This window comes from Tateyamaria sp. ANG-S1, assembly GCF_000814025.1.
Classification (GTDB): Bacteria; Pseudomonadota; Alphaproteobacteria; order Rhodobacterales; family Rhodobacteraceae; genus Tateyamaria.
Genome location: NZ_JWLL01000005.1, coordinates 715,068 through 730,610 on the forward strand (window position 1 = coordinate 715,068; position 15,543 = coordinate 730,610).

16 protein-coding genes are annotated in these 15,543 nt (G+C 62.9%); 10 read left to right on the forward strand and 6 right to left on the reverse strand.

All coding sequences use genetic code 11. From position 1 onward, the window contains the following. Window positions 1–27: 27 nt before the first annotated feature. Entirely contained in the window at window positions 28–1,215 is a 1,188-nt protein-coding gene (locus RA29_RS10810) for a penicillin-binding protein activator (protein WP_039685652.1), read from the reverse strand. An 89-nt stretch (window positions 1,216–1,304) separates the two neighbouring features. On the opposite strand from RA29_RS10810, the gene rsmI reads away from it, so the two are divergent. From rsmI to RA29_RS10830, 4 genes are all read left to right on the forward strand, one after another. Continuing rightward, window positions 1,305–2,183 carry a 16S rRNA (cytidine(1402)-2'-O)-methyltransferase gene (gene rsmI, locus RA29_RS10815; protein ID WP_039685654.1) on the forward strand — a complete coding sequence of 293 codons (879 nt, stop codon included), beginning with the start codon at window positions 1,305–1,307 and terminating at the stop codon, window positions 2,181–2,183. Further along, the gene (locus RA29_RS10820) at window positions 2,183–2,596 is read left to right on the forward strand and encodes a YraN family protein (RefSeq protein WP_052249596.1); all 414 of its coding nucleotides are present in this window, start codon (window positions 2,183–2,185) and stop codon (window positions 2,594–2,596) included. The genes rsmI and RA29_RS10820 overlap by 1 nt, the downstream gene beginning before the upstream one ends. A gap of 99 nt (window positions 2,597–2,695) precedes the next feature. Continuing rightward, window positions 2,696–3,631, forward strand: coding sequence for a glutathione synthase (gshB, locus tag RA29_RS10825; RefSeq protein ID WP_039685657.1), 936 nt, complete (start codon window positions 2,696–2,698; stop codon window positions 3,629–3,631). Next, complete coding sequence (locus RA29_RS10830) at window positions 3,628–4,536, forward strand: alpha/beta hydrolase fold domain-containing protein (RefSeq protein ID WP_039685658.1); 909 nt, start codon at window positions 3,628–3,630, stop codon at window positions 4,534–4,536. The genes gshB and RA29_RS10830 overlap by 4 nt, the downstream gene beginning before the upstream one ends. On the opposite strand, the gene RA29_RS10835 is transcribed toward RA29_RS10830, so the two are convergent. From RA29_RS10835 to cobU, 4 genes are all read right to left on the reverse strand, one after another. Beyond that, window positions 4,506–6,017 (reverse strand): YifB family Mg chelatase-like AAA ATPase, encoded by a 1,512-nt coding sequence (locus RA29_RS10835; RefSeq protein WP_039685660.1) that lies wholly within the window; start codon window positions 6,015–6,017, stop codon window positions 4,506–4,508. The genes RA29_RS10830 and RA29_RS10835 overlap by 31 nt on opposite strands. A 123-nt stretch (window positions 6,018–6,140) precedes the next feature. Beyond that, window positions 6,141–6,818 carry a glutathione S-transferase gene (locus RA29_RS10840; protein WP_039685662.1) on the reverse strand — a complete coding sequence of 226 codons (678 nt, stop codon included), beginning with the start codon at window positions 6,816–6,818 and terminating at the stop codon, window positions 6,141–6,143. 60 nt (window positions 6,819–6,878) lie between these two features. Beyond that, entirely contained in the window at window positions 6,879–7,451 is a 573-nt protein-coding gene (locus RA29_RS10845) for a histidine phosphatase family protein (protein WP_039685664.1), read from the reverse strand. Beyond that, on the reverse strand, window positions 7,448–8,044 hold the full coding sequence (gene cobU, locus RA29_RS10850) for a bifunctional adenosylcobinamide kinase/adenosylcobinamide-phosphate guanylyltransferase (protein WP_342666407.1): 597 nt from the start codon (window positions 8,042–8,044) through the stop codon (window positions 7,448–7,450). The genes RA29_RS10845 and cobU overlap by 4 nt, the downstream gene beginning before the upstream one ends. Before the next feature lie 15 nt (window positions 8,045–8,059). On the opposite strand from cobU, the gene RA29_RS10855 reads away from it, so the two are divergent. From RA29_RS10855 to RA29_RS10880, 6 genes are all read left to right on the forward strand, one after another. Beyond that, window positions 8,060–8,938 carry an RNA polymerase factor sigma-32 gene (locus tag RA29_RS10855; protein ID WP_039685668.1) on the forward strand — a complete coding sequence of 293 codons (879 nt, stop codon included), beginning with the start codon at window positions 8,060–8,062 and terminating at the stop codon, window positions 8,936–8,938. 5 nt (window positions 8,939–8,943) lie between these two features. After that, window positions 8,944–9,732 carry a ChaN family lipoprotein gene (locus RA29_RS10860; RefSeq protein WP_082029515.1) on the forward strand — a complete coding sequence of 263 codons (789 nt, stop codon included), beginning with the start codon at window positions 8,944–8,946 and terminating at the stop codon, window positions 9,730–9,732. 214 nt (window positions 9,733–9,946) lie between these two features. After that, on the forward strand, window positions 9,947–11,140 hold the full coding sequence (gene coaBC, locus RA29_RS10865; RefSeq protein WP_039685671.1) for a bifunctional phosphopantothenoylcysteine decarboxylase/phosphopantothenate--cysteine ligase CoaBC: 1,194 nt from the start codon (window positions 9,947–9,949) through the stop codon (window positions 11,138–11,140). A gap of 46 nt (window positions 11,141–11,186) precedes the next feature. Beyond that, entirely contained in the window at window positions 11,187–11,648 is a 462-nt protein-coding gene (gene dut / locus RA29_RS10870; protein ID WP_039685673.1) for a dUTP diphosphatase, read from the forward strand. Beyond that, window positions 11,648–12,709, forward strand: coding sequence for a molybdopterin-synthase adenylyltransferase MoeB (gene moeB, locus RA29_RS10875; RefSeq protein WP_039685675.1), 1,062 nt, complete (start codon window positions 11,648–11,650; stop codon window positions 12,707–12,709). Before dut ends, moeB begins: the two co-directional genes overlap by 1 nt. A gap of 36 nt (window positions 12,710–12,745) precedes the next feature. Further along, window positions 12,746–14,758, forward strand: a complete 2,013-nt coding sequence (locus RA29_RS10880; protein ID WP_039685677.1) for a M3 family metallopeptidase — start codon at window positions 12,746–12,748, stop codon at window positions 14,756–14,758. On the opposite strand, the gene RA29_RS21895 is transcribed toward RA29_RS10880, so the two are convergent. Continuing rightward, on the reverse strand, window positions 14,755–15,471 hold the full coding sequence (locus RA29_RS21895; RefSeq protein ID WP_052249598.1) for a class I SAM-dependent methyltransferase: 717 nt from the start codon (window positions 15,469–15,471) through the stop codon (window positions 14,755–14,757). The genes RA29_RS10880 and RA29_RS21895 overlap by 4 nt on opposite strands. Between the last annotated feature and the right edge of the window lie 72 nt (window positions 15,472–15,543).

Consider the following 15,543-nt stretch of genomic DNA (forward strand, 5'->3'; position numbering starts at 1 on the left):
TGCTCTCCGTTCAGGACGGCTGCGGGGTCAGAACCCGGCGCCGCCAAAGCCGCGTGGGGCCGGGTCGATCACAACCACCTGGTTGTCGCGCACCGTTGCGATGGCGAGGCCGCGTTGGTTGGTACCGTCCTGGCGCAAGCGGAAGATGCCCGATGCGCCCTGAAAGCCTGACCCTTGGGTCAGTGCCGCGCCCGTCAGCGCGCCCGAATTACCCTGGGCTGCAAGGGCGCCGATGGCCGCGATCCCGTCAAAGGCGAGCCCGGCCAGCGGGTGCGGGGCGCTGCCATAGGCGGCTTCGTATTGCGAGCGGAACGCGCCTGCGCGGTTCGGATCGGGCAGCGCGAACCAGCCGCCCTGAATACCGGGCAGGTCCAGCGTTTGCCGCGGGATGTCCCAGCGCGTCATGCCGATGAACTGTGTTGCTGCCGGGTCCACGCCGGTTTCGGGTAGCAGTTGCGACAGAAGCGGCAGGCCGCCCGCTGGTGCGGCGGTCATGAACACCGCGTTTGCGCCGGCGTTGTCCACTGCCGATTTCACCCGTGGGACCGCGTTGATCAGCCCTTGCTGCGACAGGGGATAGTCCACTGTGCCTGTGACCGTCGCACCGCTGCGCGACGCAGCCTGCTGGATTGCGTTGCGGCCAAGCTGGCCCGCCACGTCCTGTGCGTGCACCACGACGATCCGGTCCTTGCCCTGCCGTGCGGCATAGTTCACCAACCGGTCCGCGGTGTTGCTGAAGGTCGAACCCAGCACAAAGACGTTGCCGCCTGCGATGGTGGTGTTATTGGAAAAGGCTAGCACGTTCACGTTTTGCGGCGCAACCGCCACGCCAGCTGCATTGGCCGCTTCGGCATAAAGAGGCCCGAGGATGATCTGCGCGCCATCATTCACCGCTTGCGCGGCCTGAGAGGCGGCCGTTTGCGCGTTACCTGCTGTGCCATAGACCCGGAGGTCGATCTGCACCCCGTTGAGGTCGCGCATGGCGAGCCGGGCTGCGTTTTCGAGATTGTTGGCCAACAACTCGTCACTGCCCTGTCCAGACCCGCGCGGGACCAGCAAGGCGACGGGCACGGGCTGGGTCGTGTCGATGCGTGGTCCGCCACCTGCCGTGATGCCACCGACGGCTGCCGGATCACAGGCCGCGAGCGCGAGGGCTGCCACCGGCAACAGGGCTCGGCGCACCGACTTGCGTACCGATTTGAAAAACGCAAACATGAATTGTCACTCCCAGCGTTGCAGGGCATGACATCGGCCCGCCCGTCGTTTTGGGCGGATAATAGAGGTAAGGTTAGGCGGGTCCAGCTTTGAATCATGTCAAGACGACGCTGGCCCCGGGCCTCTGGTTTGTCGGTGTGCCCATTGGGACGGCGCGCGACATCACGTTGCGGGCACTGGATGTGCTGGCCTCCGCCGATGTTCTGGCCGCCGAAGACACGCGCAGCTTGCGCAAGCTGATGGATATTCACGGTGTCCCGCTTGAGGGGCGCCGGATCGAGGCTCTGCACGAGCATTCCAAGGATACACAGGTCGCGCGGCTTGTGGCGCGTGCCGCGGATGAGAGCGTGGCCTATGCGTCCGAGGCCGGCATGCCGCTGATTGCCGACCCGGGGTTTGAGTTGGGCCGCGCGGCGCGTGCGGCGGGCGTTCCGGTGACCTGCGCCCCTGGGCCGTCGGCCGTGTTGACGGCGTTGGTGCTCGGCGGATTGCCGACGGATGCCTTCCATTTTGGCGGCTTCCTGCCCGCGACGCGCAGCGCGCGGCTGCGGGCGCTGGAGGGACTGGCGGGGATTGATGGCACGCTGGTGCTCTACGAATCGCCCAAACGGCTGGGGGCCTTGCTGGCGGATGCGGTGGAGCGGCTGGGGGCAGACCGGCAAACTGCGGTCTGTCGCGAACTGACGAAACGGTTCGAAGAGGTCAAAACCGGGTCGCTTCAGGAAATGGCCGAGTTCTACAGCCGCGAGACACCGAAGGGAGAGATTGTTGTCCTGATCGGGCGTGCGGAGGCGCAGGCTGTTAGGGAAATAGACATAGATGATGCGCTAGTCTCTGCGTTGCGCGATATGACAGTGAAGGATGCGGCGTCTTTCGTGGCCGAAAGTCTGGGTTTGCCGCGGCGGCGGGTCTACCAGCGGGCTTTGGACATATCGCGCGATATGAAACGGGATGATGGATCTGACTGATGGCGCGGCACGAACGATGTTTTGATCATGCACAGCCGGTTGCGGCGCGCGCCGCGCGCGGGCGCATGTCCTATCTGGCTGGCCTGGCAGCGGAAGAGATTGTCGTGCGGGCGTATCGTGCCGCCGGGTACAAGCTGGTTGCCGAACGCTGGCGTGGGCGTCGCGGCGAAATTGATCTGGTGTTTTCAACCGCAGTCGGGGTCGTCATGGTTGAGGTCAAGGCCAGCAAATCCTTTGACGCGGCTGCTGCGCACCTGACACCGGCGCAGGTGTCCCGCCTTTATGCCACGGCCGATGAATACCTCGGAACGCTGCCGAACGGGTCACTTACCGATGTTCGCTTTGACGTGGCGCTTGTTGATCAATCGGGTGGTTTGAACATTTTTGAGAATGCGTTTGCAGGCTGCATTTGACTGCTGCGCAGCGCGCCCTGCGTCCCTGCACATCTCCTAGCCATTGCGCCCCCTGCTGCTCTGCGCCATCAAAGGCGCGGACGACAGCAGAGGTGTGCCATGAAGATTGCCTTTCAGATGGACCCCATCGGGGCGGTGGATATCAACGCGGACAGCAGTTTCCGCCTGGCCGAGGAAGCGCAGGCGCGGGGTCATTCGCTGTTCTTCTATTCCCCCGATCACCTCGCCTATCAGGAGGGGCGCGTTACCGCGCGGGGCCACGATTTCACAGTGCAGCGGGTGCAGGGCGATCACGCGCAGTTGGGAGAGATGCGCGAGGTTGATCTGGCCGAGTTTGATGTCATCTGGTTGCGGCAGGACCCGCCGTTCGACATGCATTACATCACGTCGACGCATCTGTTGGACCGCCTGAAGGATGATACGCTGGTCGTCAACGATCCGTTTTGGGTGCGCAACTATCCTGAAAAGCTGCTGGTTCTGGATTTCCCCGACCTGACCCCGCCCACGACCATTGCCCGCGACCTTGATACGATCAAGGCGTTCAAGGCCAAGCATGGCGACGTTATTCTGAAGCCCCTTTATGGCAATGGCGGTGCCGGTGTGTTCCGGCTGGATGCCAGTGACCGCAATCTGACCTCGCTGCACGAGCTGTTCACTGGGTTCAGCCGCGAGCCGTTGATTGTGCAGAAATTCCTGCCCGATGTGTCGAACGGCGACAAGCGCGTGATCCTTGTCGATGGGGAGGCCGTGGGCGCCATCAACCGCGTGCCCGCCGAGGGCGAGACCCGGTCCAACATGCATGTGGGTGGCCGTCCGGAGAAGATTGGCCTGACCGCGCGTGACCGTGAGATTTGTGATGCCATTGGTCCGCTGCTCAAGGAAAAAGGGCAGGTTTTCGTCGGCATTGATGTTATTGGCGACTACCTGACCGAGATCAACGTGACCTCGCCCACCGGCATTCAGGAGTTGGAGCGCTTTGATGGCGTCAACATCGCCGAGAAGATCTGGCAGGCGATTGAGGCCAAGATCGGGTGAGCCTGCTTCGCCCGCTGCTCAACCAGTATTTGCGCCTGACCGAGAAGCCGCACCTTAGAAACGCGGCTGGACCGGATGCGTTGCGCCGGAGTTTTGAGGCGAAGGCGCGGCTGTTTTTCCATGCGCCGTGGTCGATGCAGCTGGCTTGGGATCGGATCGCTGGGGCGGACGTGTTGCGCGCAGGCCCGCGCCGGGGGCAGGCGGATGTGACGATCCTGTATTTCCATGGTGGCGGGTATGTTTTTGGCTCGCCCCGGACCCACGGTGCCATGGCTGCGGCCCTTGCGCATCGTGCCGGGGCGCAAGCCATCTTGCCCCGCTACCCTTTGGCGCCGGAGCATCCTTTTCCAGCGGCTTTGGATCATGCGTATGAGGTGTATCTGGCGTGTCGGGCGGCCGGTGGACCCCTCGTCATCGGTGGCGATAGCGCGGGTGGGGGACTGGTGCTGGCGCTGTTGGGCAGGCTTTTGGTCGAGGGCGCGCCGTTGCCCGAGGCTGTCTTTGCCTTTTCGCCGCTGACCGATCTGACATTTTCCGGTGACAGCTTCCGTGACAATGCGGGTGCCGACGTGGCCTTACCTGCCGAACGTGCGGGCGAGATGGCTGAGATGTATCTGGCGGGTGCCGACCCGACTGATCCGCTTGTGAGCCCGCTGTTTGCCGACTTTACCGGTGCGCCACCTGTGTGGATCACAGCAGGCGACACCGAGATTCTGTGTGATGACAGCCGGGGGATTGTGCAGCGGATGCGGGGGCGCGGTGTGGATGTCACCTATGTCGAGGAACACGACCTGCCTCACGTCTGGCCGATCTTTCACAACACCTTGCCCGAGGCGCGTGCGACTCTGAATGCGCTGGCCGCTTGGATTAGGGCTCAGACCGGGGCAAGGGCGCCCACGCGGTAGCTGACGGCTTCGGCCACATGGGGTTTGCGTACGGCGTCGGAGTTGTCGAGATCGGCAATTGTACGTGCGACGCGCAGCACCCGGTGATAGCCGCGTGCGGACAGGCCGAACCGGTCGGCGACTTTGGTGAGCAGTGCGCGTCCTTCTTCATCAGGCGCTGCGAACTCGTCCAGGGCGCCGCCCGTCAGGTCTGCGTTGCTGCGCATTCCGGTCCCGTCCAGCCGTGCTGCTTGCACCTTGCGCGCCGCATCAACACGGGCAGCGACGGTGGCAGAACTGTCGCCTGTGCTGGGCAGGTCGAGGTCGGAGTAGGTGACGGGCGGTACATCGACGCGCAGGTCGAAGCGGTCCATGAGCGGGCCGGAGATGCGGCCCATGTAGTCGTCTCCGCAGGCCGGTGCCCGCCCGCAGGCCCGCGAGGCGTCCGACAGGTAGCCGCATTTGCAGGGGTTGGCTGCCGCCACCAGCATGAAGCGGCAGGGGTATTTTACGTGGTTGTTGGCGCGGGCAACCATGACCTCGCCCGTCTCAATGGGCTGGCGCAGGGTTTCGAGGACGGTGCGAGGGAATTCGGGAAACTCGTCCATGAAGAGGACGCCGTTGTGAGCGAGCGACACCTCCCCCGGTTTGGCACCGCGACCGCCGCCGATGATGGCGGCCATGGAGGCCGTGTGGTGTGGTTCGCGAAAGGGGCGGTCCATGGAGATGCCGCCTGCGTCGAGCAGCCCGGCGAGGGAGTGGATCATGGAGGTTTCCAGCGCCTCCATTGCAGACAGCGGTGGCAGGATGCCTGGCAGACGCGCAGCCAGCATGGATTTGCCCGAGCCCGGTGTGCCGACCATCAGGAAATGATGCCGCCCGGCGGCGGCCACCTCCATGGCGCGCTTGGCGCGTTCCCGCCCTTTGACGTCGCGCAGGTCGGGCAGGCCTGTGCCGCTGGCGATTTGGCCCGCCTTGGCGGGTTCCAACGGCACTTGGCCGGTGTAGTGACGGACCACGTCGCCAAGGGAGGCTGCGGCGATGACCTTGGTTGCGTCGACCCATGCAGCTTCTGCGCCGGAGCCCGCTGGACAGAGCAGGCCGCGATCTTGCTCTGCGGCGGCCATTGCAGCGGGCAGTGCGCCGAGGACAGGGACCAGCGTGCCGTCGAGGGACAGCTCGCCTAGGGCGACTGTGCCTTCCACAGTGTCTTCGGGCAGGATGCCGAGCGCGGCGAGCAGCGACAGGGCGATGGGCAGGTCGAAATGGGAGCCTTCCTTGGGCAGGTCGGCTGGTGACAGGTTGATCGTGATCCGTTTCGAGGGCAGCGCGATGGACATTGCCGTCAGCGCCGCCCGTACCCGGTCGCGGGCCTCGGACACCGCCTTGTCCGGCAGGCCGACGATGGAGAAGGCGGGCAGACCCGGTGTCATGGCGCACTGCACCTCGACCTCGCGCGCGTCTACGCCCTGAAATGCCACCGTGTAGGCGCGTGCCACCATGTCTCCACCTCTTCAAAGATGGTTAATGGCTAGCGATCTGCGGTTTACGATTGGTTAACGGGCGCGCGGTGCGCGCGCCGTTGTGGTGCATATTTTTGGAACAATGAAGGTCAGGGCGCAGCGCTAGGCAGGCCATGGCCCTTGGGGCAGGCCCATGTCGTATGGGAAGGGGTCATAGGTGACCTTTTGCCCCTCTGCCCGCCATGTCTGGAAGGCCGCATCCGTGATCGTTGTCATGCAATAGCTCCGCGTCGCCTCGGACACCGGCAGGTCGTAACCCACCATGCGTGCGCAGACCGGGGCATAGAATACGTCTGCCAATGAATACGCGCCGAAGAGCCATGGGCCATCGGTCTTGAACTTGGCCGCATGTGCCCAGAGCGTTTCGATCCGGTCGAGATCGCGTTGCACGTCTTCGGCGACGGCAAAGCCCTGGTTCACGTGGCTCAGTTGCATGGGGCAGGCGCTGCGTAGCGCGGTGAAGCCGCCGACCATCTCTGCACAGAGCCAACGCGCCGTGGCGCGGGCCGCTGGTGCTTCGGGCCAGAGGCCAGCGTCGGGGTGCCGTTCGGCCAGTGTTTCGGCCATGGCGAGGCTTTCGCCCACTACTGTGCCGTCGGGCAGTTTCAGGGCCGGTACCAGTCGTGCGGGGGCAAGCGGCGCCATGTCTTCGGCCATCGTGCCAGAGTAAAGGCCAATCATGTGGGTGCGGTGGGGCAGGCCGAATTTTTCGAGCATGAGCCACCCGCGGAGCGACCAGCTCGAAAAGGTGCGGTCGCCGATATAGAGGTCGTAAGTCATAGCACACAGGCTAGGCGGAGCGATGTGCATTTGCCCAACGCTGTTTTGTGGCGGGTGCCATCACGGCAGGTGATTGATGACCTCCGCCGTGCCGGTGGCGGTGTTCAACGTGGTGACGGACAGCGGCTCAATCCTTTGTCCCAGAACCTCGTGCGCGGTGAGCCCGAGTACCGCCTGCACTTGCGTCAGGATCACGCCGAAATGCGCCACGGCGATGATGTCGCGGCCGGGATGCGCGGCCTCGATCCGGCGCACGGCCATGGCGACACGGGCGGCAGAGGTGTTCCAGCTTTCGCCGCCGGGTGGGGTGTGATCGCCGGGCTGTTCCCAATAGGCACGGCTCAGGTCCGGGTGCCATTCGGCGACGGTTGAAAAATGGATACCGTCCCACACGCCGAAGTGAAACTCACGCAGGGCCGGATCGTGGGGCAAGCGGGTGCGCGTCCCTCGCAGTGCCGACGCAGTGTCTATGGATCGGGTCAGGTCGGAAGAGATGACAAGCGCGTCGTCCGGCAAATAGTTCGCTAACCGGGTGACTGCGCCGGTGTTGCTGAGGTCGGCGGGCACATCACGCCAGCCGGTAAATGTCTTTTGATGCGTTGGCCCGTGCCGCACCCAATGCCATGTTGTCATGGCGCTGTCCCTTTGCGTAGCTGCGGCAGACCGGCCAGCACGTGCCACACGGTGTCTGCCTGCGCGCCCAGAGCGATGTTGAGTCTTCCCTGCGCCTCACGGAACCGACGGGCGAGCGCGTTCTCGGGCACAATGCCCTGGCCTACTTCGTTCGAGACCACCACAACTGGCGCCGCACAGCGCGCAAGATCATCAAGCAGCGCGGCCTGCGCCTTGGTCAGGTCCGCCTCGTCCATCATGAGGTTGGTGAGCCACATCGTGGCGCAATCCAGTAAAATGGCTTGCCCCATATCTGCGTCGGCCAGCCCGTTGCTGACCCCATCTGCAGCATCGACGGTCACCCATTCTGGGCCGCGTCGCGCTTTGTGCAGATCAACTTTAGATTGCATTTCGTCATCCCAAATCCGGGATGTGGCAAGGTAAATTGGATTTAACCCGCTGTTAAGAATGAGATTTTCTGCCCATTGCGACTTTCCCGAAGCCGCTCCGCCTAGGACGAGGGTCAGTGCTGGCAACATTTTTTCATCCCAAGAGTGAACCGATCGGCGATCCGCTGCGTACAGAGGACAAGTGCGCAAAACAAGCATAACCATCCAGGGGGATGACACATGGCGTTAGATAATGTTCGGGACATGTCGCTGTCACGCACAGCTATGAAAGCCGAATTGCTTGATGCAGAGACGGAATTGCGACTGGCCTATGCCTGGCGTGATGAGCGTGACGAAGCGGCCCTTCACCGCTTGATCACGGCGTATATGCGCCTTGCTATTTCAATGGCATCGAAGTTCAAGCGCTATGGCGCCCCCATGAACGATCTGATCCAGGAAGCGGGTCTTGGCCTGATGAAAGCTGCCGACAAGTTTGATCCGGATCGCGGCGTGCGCTTTTCGACCTATGCCGTGTGGTGGATCAAGGCGTCGATCCAGGATTACGTGATGCGCAACTGGTCGATGGTGCGGACAGGTTCCACGTCGTCCCAGAAGTCTCTGTTCTTCAATATGCGGCGCGTGCAGGCCCGGCTTGAGCGTGAAAGCGCTGCGGCGGGTGAGACGCTGGACAAGCACCAGCTGCGCCAGATGATCTCGACCGAGATCGGTGTGCCGCTGCATGATGTGGAGATGATGGAAGGGCGCCTGTCGGGCTCCGACTATTCGCTAAACGCAACGCAGTCGGTCGATGATGAAGGGCGTGAGTGGATTGATGCGCTGGAAGATGACAGCGCGCAGGCAGCGGAGACTGTTGAGCACGCGCATGACACCGAACAGTTGCGGGAGTGGTTGCTGACCGCGCTGAATGGACTAAACGAGCGTGAGCGGTTCATCGTGCGCGAGCGCAAGCTGCGGGAGGACCCCCGGACGCTCGAAAGCCTTGGTCAGGAGTTGAGCCTGTCCAAAGAGCGGGTTCGACAGCTTGAGGCCGCGGCGTTCACAAAAATGCGCAGGGCACTGGAAAACCAAAGCCGCGAGGTCCATCATTTCCTTGCATGAGGATGATGTTCAGAACCGCTTTGCTTGCCGCTGTTGCGACCTTGTCGCCGGCGGCAGTTTCATTTGCAGCCACGGATTGGAGTGATTTTGACGGGGATGTGTTGATCCTTGGCGAATTTCACGACAACCCGGCCCATCACGTTGAACAGGCCAAGGCCATTCGGATCATCGCGCCGACTGCGGTCGTGTTCGAGATGCTGACGCCTGAAGAAGCGGACGCCTTGGCCGATACGCCGCGCAACCCGGACAGCATCACCGCAGCAATTGACGGTTTTCATTGGTCGAACATCGCGGATTATGCAGACGTTCTGGCCGCAAGCCCTGTGATCGTTGGCGCGGCCCTGCCACGTGACGAGATGCGCGGTGCCTTCACCGATGGTGCGGCAGCGGTCTTTGGCGCGGACGCAGAGCGCTTTGGCCTGATGGACGCACTGCCGGAGGACGAGCAAGCCATTCGCGAGCAGGCCCAGTTTGACGCCCATTGCGCAGCGATGCCGCTGGACATGATGGGCGGCATGGTCGAGGCGCAACGGCTGCGGGATGCGGCTTTTGCCCGTACGGTCATTGAAGCACTGGACACCCATGGCAGCCCGGTTGTGTTGATCACTGGCAATGGCCATGCGCGGATGGATTGGGGCGTGCCCGTTTACCTGTCGCGCGTGCGGTCGGACCTTGACGTGACCAGCATCGGACAGGGAGAGCGGCAGGAACCGCCCGAGGGTGTTTATTCCTGGACCCTGAACGGCGCTGCCAGCCCTGACCGTGGGGACCCCTGCGCGGTCTTCAATCAATAGCCCCAACCTGTCCGGGGCTCCGCCCATTCGAACCTCAAACACCGCCCCACGGTGTTTACCGCTGACGTGGACGGGTTCGAATTCCTTGTTTCAAAAAAATCCCGGGGGTGAGGCCGCTAGGCCGAGGGGGCTGGCCCCCTTGGGCGCAAGGGCTGGTTCTCGGTGCCACGTCCGCCTATTGTCGCCCTGACCACAGCCAGCCGGACGCGCCAACATGCTGCAAGACAAACGAATTCTGCTGATCCTGACGGGTGGGATCGCTGCCTACAAGGGGCTCGACCTGATCCGGCGCCTGCGGGAACGAGGTGCGGCTGTGACTCCTGTTCTGACCCGCGCGGCAGAGCAGTTTGTGACACCTCTGTCCGTATCCGCACTGGCGGGAGAGAAGGTTTATCGCGACCTTTTTGACCTGACAGATGAGGCGGAGATGGGGCACATCCAGCTCTCCCGGTCCGCCGACCTGATCCTCGTGGCCCCCGCGACCGCGGATATCATCGCAAAGATGGCCCAGGGACGTGCGGATGATCTGGCCTCTACCCTATTGCTGGCGACGGACACGCCGGTGATGATCGCGCCTGCGATGAATGTGCGGATGTGGGATCATCCGGCCTCGCAGCGCAATCTGACACAGATTGCGGAAGACGGCGTTGCCATCGTGGGGCCCAATGATGGCGATATGGCCTGTGGCGAATTCGGGCCGGGGCGCATGTCTGAACCTTTGGAGATTGTGGCGGCAGTCGAGGCGCATTTCGGGCCCAAGCCCCTCTCAGGCAAACATGTTCTTGTGACGTCTGGCCCCACCCATGAGCCGATTGATCCCGTGCGCTATATCGCCAATCGCTCTTCGGGCGCGCAGGGCACAGCCCTGGCGCGCGCCCTCATCGCGGCGGGTGCGCGGGTGACATTTGTAACTGGGCCTGCGGATGCTGCCCCACCTGCCGGTGCTGAAGTGGTACCCGTTCAAACAGCGCAGCAGATGCACGACGCGGTACATGCTGCGCTGCCTGCCGATGCCGCTGTTTTTGCGGCTGCCGTTGCGGACTGGCGGGTGGCATCGGCAAGTGATCGCAAGTTGAAGAAGTCGAAAGACGGTTTGCCCGTGTTGGAATTTGCGGAGAACCCCGACATTCTTGCAGGCGTGGCGCAGATGACGGGTGGTCGTCCCGGCCTTGTGATCGGGTTTGCGGCAGAAACCGATGATGTCGAGGCGCACGCCACGGCCAAGCGCGCGCGCAAGGGCTGTGACTGGATTGTCGCCAATGATGTATCGCCTGAAACCGGTATCATGGGCGGGTCCGAGAATGCGGTGATCCTGATCTCTGACGATGGTGCAGAGCCGTGGCCGCGCATGTCGAAGGACGAGGTGGCAGCGCGCCTTGCTCAGCGGATCGCGGAGGCGCTGACCTGATCGCGTCTGGTCAGGGCGGGATTTGAGTTTATTTGGCAAGGTGAAGATGAGCAGTGTGCCCCTGAAAATCATGCGTGTCGCGGGATCGGATCGCGAGATTGCCTTGCCTGCCTATGAAACCGACGGTGCGGCGGGTGCTGATCTGCGTGCGAATTTTCCGGATCGTGCGGGCATTATTCTTTCGCCTTCCGAACGCGCGTTGATCCCCACAGGTTTCGCCATGGCCATCCCGCAGGGCTTTGAAGTGCAGGTAAGGCCCCGCTCTGGCCTCGCGCTCAAGCATGGCATTGCACTGGTGAACAGCCCCGGCACCATCGACAGCGATTATCGCGGTGAGGTGGGGGTGATTGTGCTGAACACTTCTGGCCAGCCCTTCGAGGTAACGCATGGAATGCGGATCGCCCAGATGGTTCTGGCCCCTGTGGTGCAGGCGACCTTCGACGTGGTCGATATGCTTGATGACACGGCTCGGGGCGCGGGCGGCTTTGGTTCGACGGGGCGCGGCTGATGCTTTTGGTTTTTCTGATGGCCGGTGTGCTTTGGGGTATTGGCGCGATGATGAAGACGCCGCATTCGGCGCGCTGGCTGATGATCGGGCTGCTTTATGTGGTGGTGCTCGCGATCCAGGTGGCGCTGCCTGCGGGCAACCCGTTGCGCATGGCCACTGGGGAAAGCCCGGCCCCGTGGTTGATCCTGGGTGGGTTCGCATTGATCGCAATCGGATACCGCGCCGTCTTGCGCAAGCTGCGTGGCCGCGCGCAAGAGGAAGAGGCCAAGGCCACGCCCGTTGTGGCCCATGAGGGACCGTTCACCGACACGGAGTTGAACCGCTATGCCCGCCACATCGTCCTGCGCGAAGTGGGTGGCCTGGGCCAAAAGCGCCTGAAAGATGGCAAGGTGCTGGTTGTGGGGGCAGGTGGTCTTGGAGCGCCGGTCCTTCAATACCTCGCCGCGGCTGGGGTCGGCACCATTGGCGTCGTTGATGATGACACGGTCGAAAACACCAACCTGCAACGCCAGACCATCCACACAGACGACCGCATCGGCATGCCCAAGGTGTTTTCCGCCAAGGCGGCGATGGAGGCCCAGAACCCCTTTGTCACCGTGCGCCCCTACCAGCGCCGCCTGACGGACGACATCGTGGACGAGTTGGTTGCTGAATATGACGTTATCATCGACGGTACCGACAATTTCGACACGCGGTATCGGGTCAACGCTGCCGCCGTGCGCGCAGGTGTCCCGCTGATCTCGGGTGCGCTGACGCAGTGGGAAGGGCAGGTGAGCGTCTTTGATCCCGCGCAGAACGCCCCCTGCTACCGCTGCATCTTCCCCGAAGCTCCGGCTGCTGAACTGGCTCCGAACTGTGCGGAGGCGGGTGTGATCGGCCCGCTCCCCGGCGTTGTCGGGTCCATGATGGCGGTTGAGGCGGTCAAGCTACTGACGGGGGCCGGCACGCCCCTGCGCGGCGAGATGGTCATTTATGATGCGCTTTACAGCGAAAGCCGCAAGATTGCGCTCGCCCGCCGCCCTGACTGTGAAACCTGCGGTCGGAAGGTGGTGGCGGGCTGACCCCGGCCCTACATTCTAGCCAAAGGAGATTTGTCCATGACCAACGTGCTGCTCGCCGATTGGGACACGCCGTTCCAGATCGCCCCCTTTGATACCATTTCAGACGATGATTTTGCGCCTGCGCTGGACGTCGCCCTCGAAAACCACAAGGCGGAGATTGATGCCATTGCGGGCAGTGCTGACGCGCCCAGCTTTGCCAACACGATCGAAGCACTTGAGGCGTCGGGCAAGGATCTGGACAAGGTGCTTGGCACCTTTTTCACGGTCGTGGGTGCCGACAGCAATCCAAAGCGCGAAGAGTTGCAGCGCGACTTTTCCCCCAAGCTGGCCGCGCATTTTGCAGAAATCTCCAGCAACAAGGCTCTGTTTGCGCGCATCAAGGCCGTTTGGGACGCGCGCGATATGCTGGAGTTGACCGATGAACAGCAGCGCGTCCTGATGCTGACCCATCGCAACTATGTCCGGTCCGGTGCCGCTCTGGATGGCGCGGAAGATGCCCGCATGAAAGAGATCAAGGGGCGGCTAGCCGAGTTGGGCACTGCCTTTACCCAGAACCTACTGGCGGATGAGCGTGATTGGTACGTGAAGCTGAGCGAGAGCGACATGGCGGGGCTGCCCGCCTTTGTCGTGGATGCTGTCCGTGCCGCCGGTGAGGAGAAAGAGGCGGGCAGCCCCGTTGTGACCTTGTCGCGGTCGATCATCGTGCCGTTTTTGCAATTCTCCACCCGGCGGGATCTGCGCAAGAAGGCCTATCGCGCGTGGACGGCGCGGGGTGCCAACGGGGACAAGAACGACAACCGTGCCATCGCTGCCGAAATCCTGAAACTGCGGGAAGAGCGGGCGAAACTGCTTGGCTACCAGAACTTTGCGAACTTCAAGCTGGAAACAGAGATGGCAAAAACGCCTGAGGCGGTGCGCGATTTGCTGATGGCCGTTTGGGAGCCCGCCAAAGGCCAAGCCAATGCCGACGCATGGGTGCTGGAACAGATGCTAAAGGCCGATGGCATCGACTGTCCGCTGGAGCCTTGGGACTGGTGGTTCTATGCCGAACGGCGGCGCAAGGACCTGCACGATCTGGATGAGGCCGAGGTGAAGCCGTATTTCCAGCTCGACCGGATGATTGATGCATCCTTTGACTGTGCAAGCCGGCTGTTTGGGCTTGAATTCACGCCGCTAGACATCCCGCTCTACCACCCTGACTGCCGCGCGTGGGAGGTCACGCGGGGCGGGGCGCATGTCGCGGTGTTCATCGGGGATTACTTCGCCCGCGGATCGAAGCGGTCGGGCGCGTGGTGTTCGGCCATGCGAGCGCAAGCCAAGTTTCCGCAGGCGCAAACCCCCATCGTCATCAATGTCTGCAACTTCGCCAAGGGTGATCCGGCGCTTCTGTCCTATGACGACGCGCGCACGCTGTTTCACGAGTTTGGACACGCGTTGCACCAGATGCTGTCCGATGTGACCTACGAGTCGATCAGTGGCACCTCTGTCGCCCGCGATTTTGTGGAACTGCCCAGCCAGCTTTATGAACACTGGCTTGAGGTGCCGCAGGTGCTGCACGAATTCGCCACCCACGCCGAGACGGGCGAGGCGATGCCGCAGGCGCTGCTCGACAATGTGCTGGCGGCGGCGACCTACAACATGGGGTTCCAGACGGTCGAATATGTCGCCTCTGCCCTCGTTGATCTGGAATTCCACGACGGCCCGGCCCCAGCCGATCCGATGCAGAAACAGGCCGAAGTCCTGGAAGGGCTGGAGATGCCGCACGCCATCGGGATGCGCCACGCCACGCCGCATTTCGCGCATGTGTTTGCCGGTGACGGCTATTCGTCGGGTTATTACAGCTACATGTGGTCCGAGGTGATGGATGCCGACGCATTCGCCGTGTTCGAAGAGGCGGACGGGCCGTTTGATCCGGAAAAGGCGGCAGCACTGGAAGAGCACATTCTCAGCACTGGTGGGTCCGTGGATGCCGCGGAGCTTTACAAGGCGTTCCGTGGTCGCTTGCCCGGTGTCGACGCGCTGCTCAAGGGGCGGGGGCTGGCGGCCTAACCCGTCTTTCGCAAGACGGCTGCAAAGAACGGCCCGCCTGCTGGGCTGATCTTGTCCACTGCCCAGCCACTGGCTGTCGCCATGTGTTCCATCTCATGCGGTTCGGGGTGAAACCATGGGATCCAGTCACCGACGGATCCTTCGTATTCGAACCGCATAGAAATCTCGCCACGCGGGCGGCCTGCGTTGAGATTGCGTTGGTGATAGGCCAGGTGGTGTGGCTGGTCCGTGTTCGCGATGTCCAGCCCGGTGACAAGCAATGTGCCACCCGGTTCCGTGGCCTGCGCCAGATGCCGCAGCAGCGCTTTCGCTCCCTCTTGCGTGCCACCAATGCCGATATTGTTGCCAAAGACTACGATGGTCTTGAAGCGGGCGCGCAGCAGCGGCAGGCCCGCGTCCATGACGTCGCCCAAGGTCACGTTCTGACAGCCCCGTGCGCGCGCAACCTCGACCGCACCGGGCGACAGGTCGATGCCGGCCGCCTCAACCCCCTGCTGCTGCAACCACAGAAGCGTGCGACCGGCGCCGCACCCGACATCAAGCACGGGCCCTTCGACCATCTCAAGCAAGGCAGCTTCGTGGGCAAAGGGGTCCGGCATGAAGTACAGCGCGGGGTCGTGCCGGTCGACGTGGTCGTCGTCCCGCCGGATTGTGAGCATCCGACCGATGTGACCGGCCTGCCTGTCGCACAGCGCGCTGCCAAAGATATCCATGTGCGGAACGTAAGGATGCCGTGCCGCAACGAACAGGTTGCCGGGCAGTTATCCGCAGCAATCCGCCAAGGG

Bases quoted from the DNA above. Each gene is read 5' to 3' on its own strand.
- RA29_RS10810 (WP_039685652.1), bottom strand. From the start codon at position 1,215: ATGTTTGCGTTTTTCAAATCGGTACGCAAGTCGGTGCGCCGAGCCCTG.
- RA29_RS10820 (WP_052249596.1), top strand. From the start codon at position 2,183: ATGGCGCGGCACGAACGATGTTTTGATCATGCACAGCCGGTTGCGGCG.
- gshB (WP_039685657.1), top strand. From the start codon at position 2,696: ATGAAGATTGCCTTTCAGATGGACCCCATCGGGGCGGTGGATATCAAC.
- RA29_RS10835 (WP_039685660.1), bottom strand. From the start codon at position 6,017: ATGGTGGCACGCGCCTACACGGTGGCATTTCAGGGCGTAGACGCGCGC.
- RA29_RS10840 (WP_039685662.1), bottom strand. From the start codon at position 6,818: ATGACTTACGACCTCTATATCGGCGACCGCACCTTTTCGAGCTGGTCG.
- RA29_RS10845 (WP_039685664.1), bottom strand. From the start codon at position 7,451: ATGACAACATGGCATTGGGTGCGGCACGGGCCAACGCATCAAAAGACA.
- cobU (WP_342666407.1), bottom strand. From the start codon at position 8,044: ATGGTTATGCTTGTTTTGCGCACTTGTCCTCTGTACGCAGCGGATCGC.
- RA29_RS10855 (WP_039685668.1), top strand. From the start codon at position 8,060: ATGGCGTTAGATAATGTTCGGGACATGTCGCTGTCACGCACAGCTATG.
- RA29_RS10860 (WP_082029515.1), top strand. From the start codon at position 8,944: ATGTTCAGAACCGCTTTGCTTGCCGCTGTTGCGACCTTGTCGCCGGCG.
- coaBC (WP_039685671.1), top strand. From the start codon at position 9,947: ATGCTGCAAGACAAACGAATTCTGCTGATCCTGACGGGTGGGATCGCT.
- dut (WP_039685673.1), top strand. From the start codon at position 11,187: ATGAGCAGTGTGCCCCTGAAAATCATGCGTGTCGCGGGATCGGATCGC.
- moeB (WP_039685675.1), top strand. From the start codon at position 11,648: ATGCTTTTGGTTTTTCTGATGGCCGGTGTGCTTTGGGGTATTGGCGCG.
- RA29_RS10880 (WP_039685677.1), top strand. From the start codon at position 12,746: ATGACCAACGTGCTGCTCGCCGATTGGGACACGCCGTTCCAGATCGCC.
- RA29_RS21895 (WP_052249598.1), bottom strand. From the start codon at position 15,471: ATGGATATCTTTGGCAGCGCGCTGTGCGACAGGCAGGCCGGTCACATC.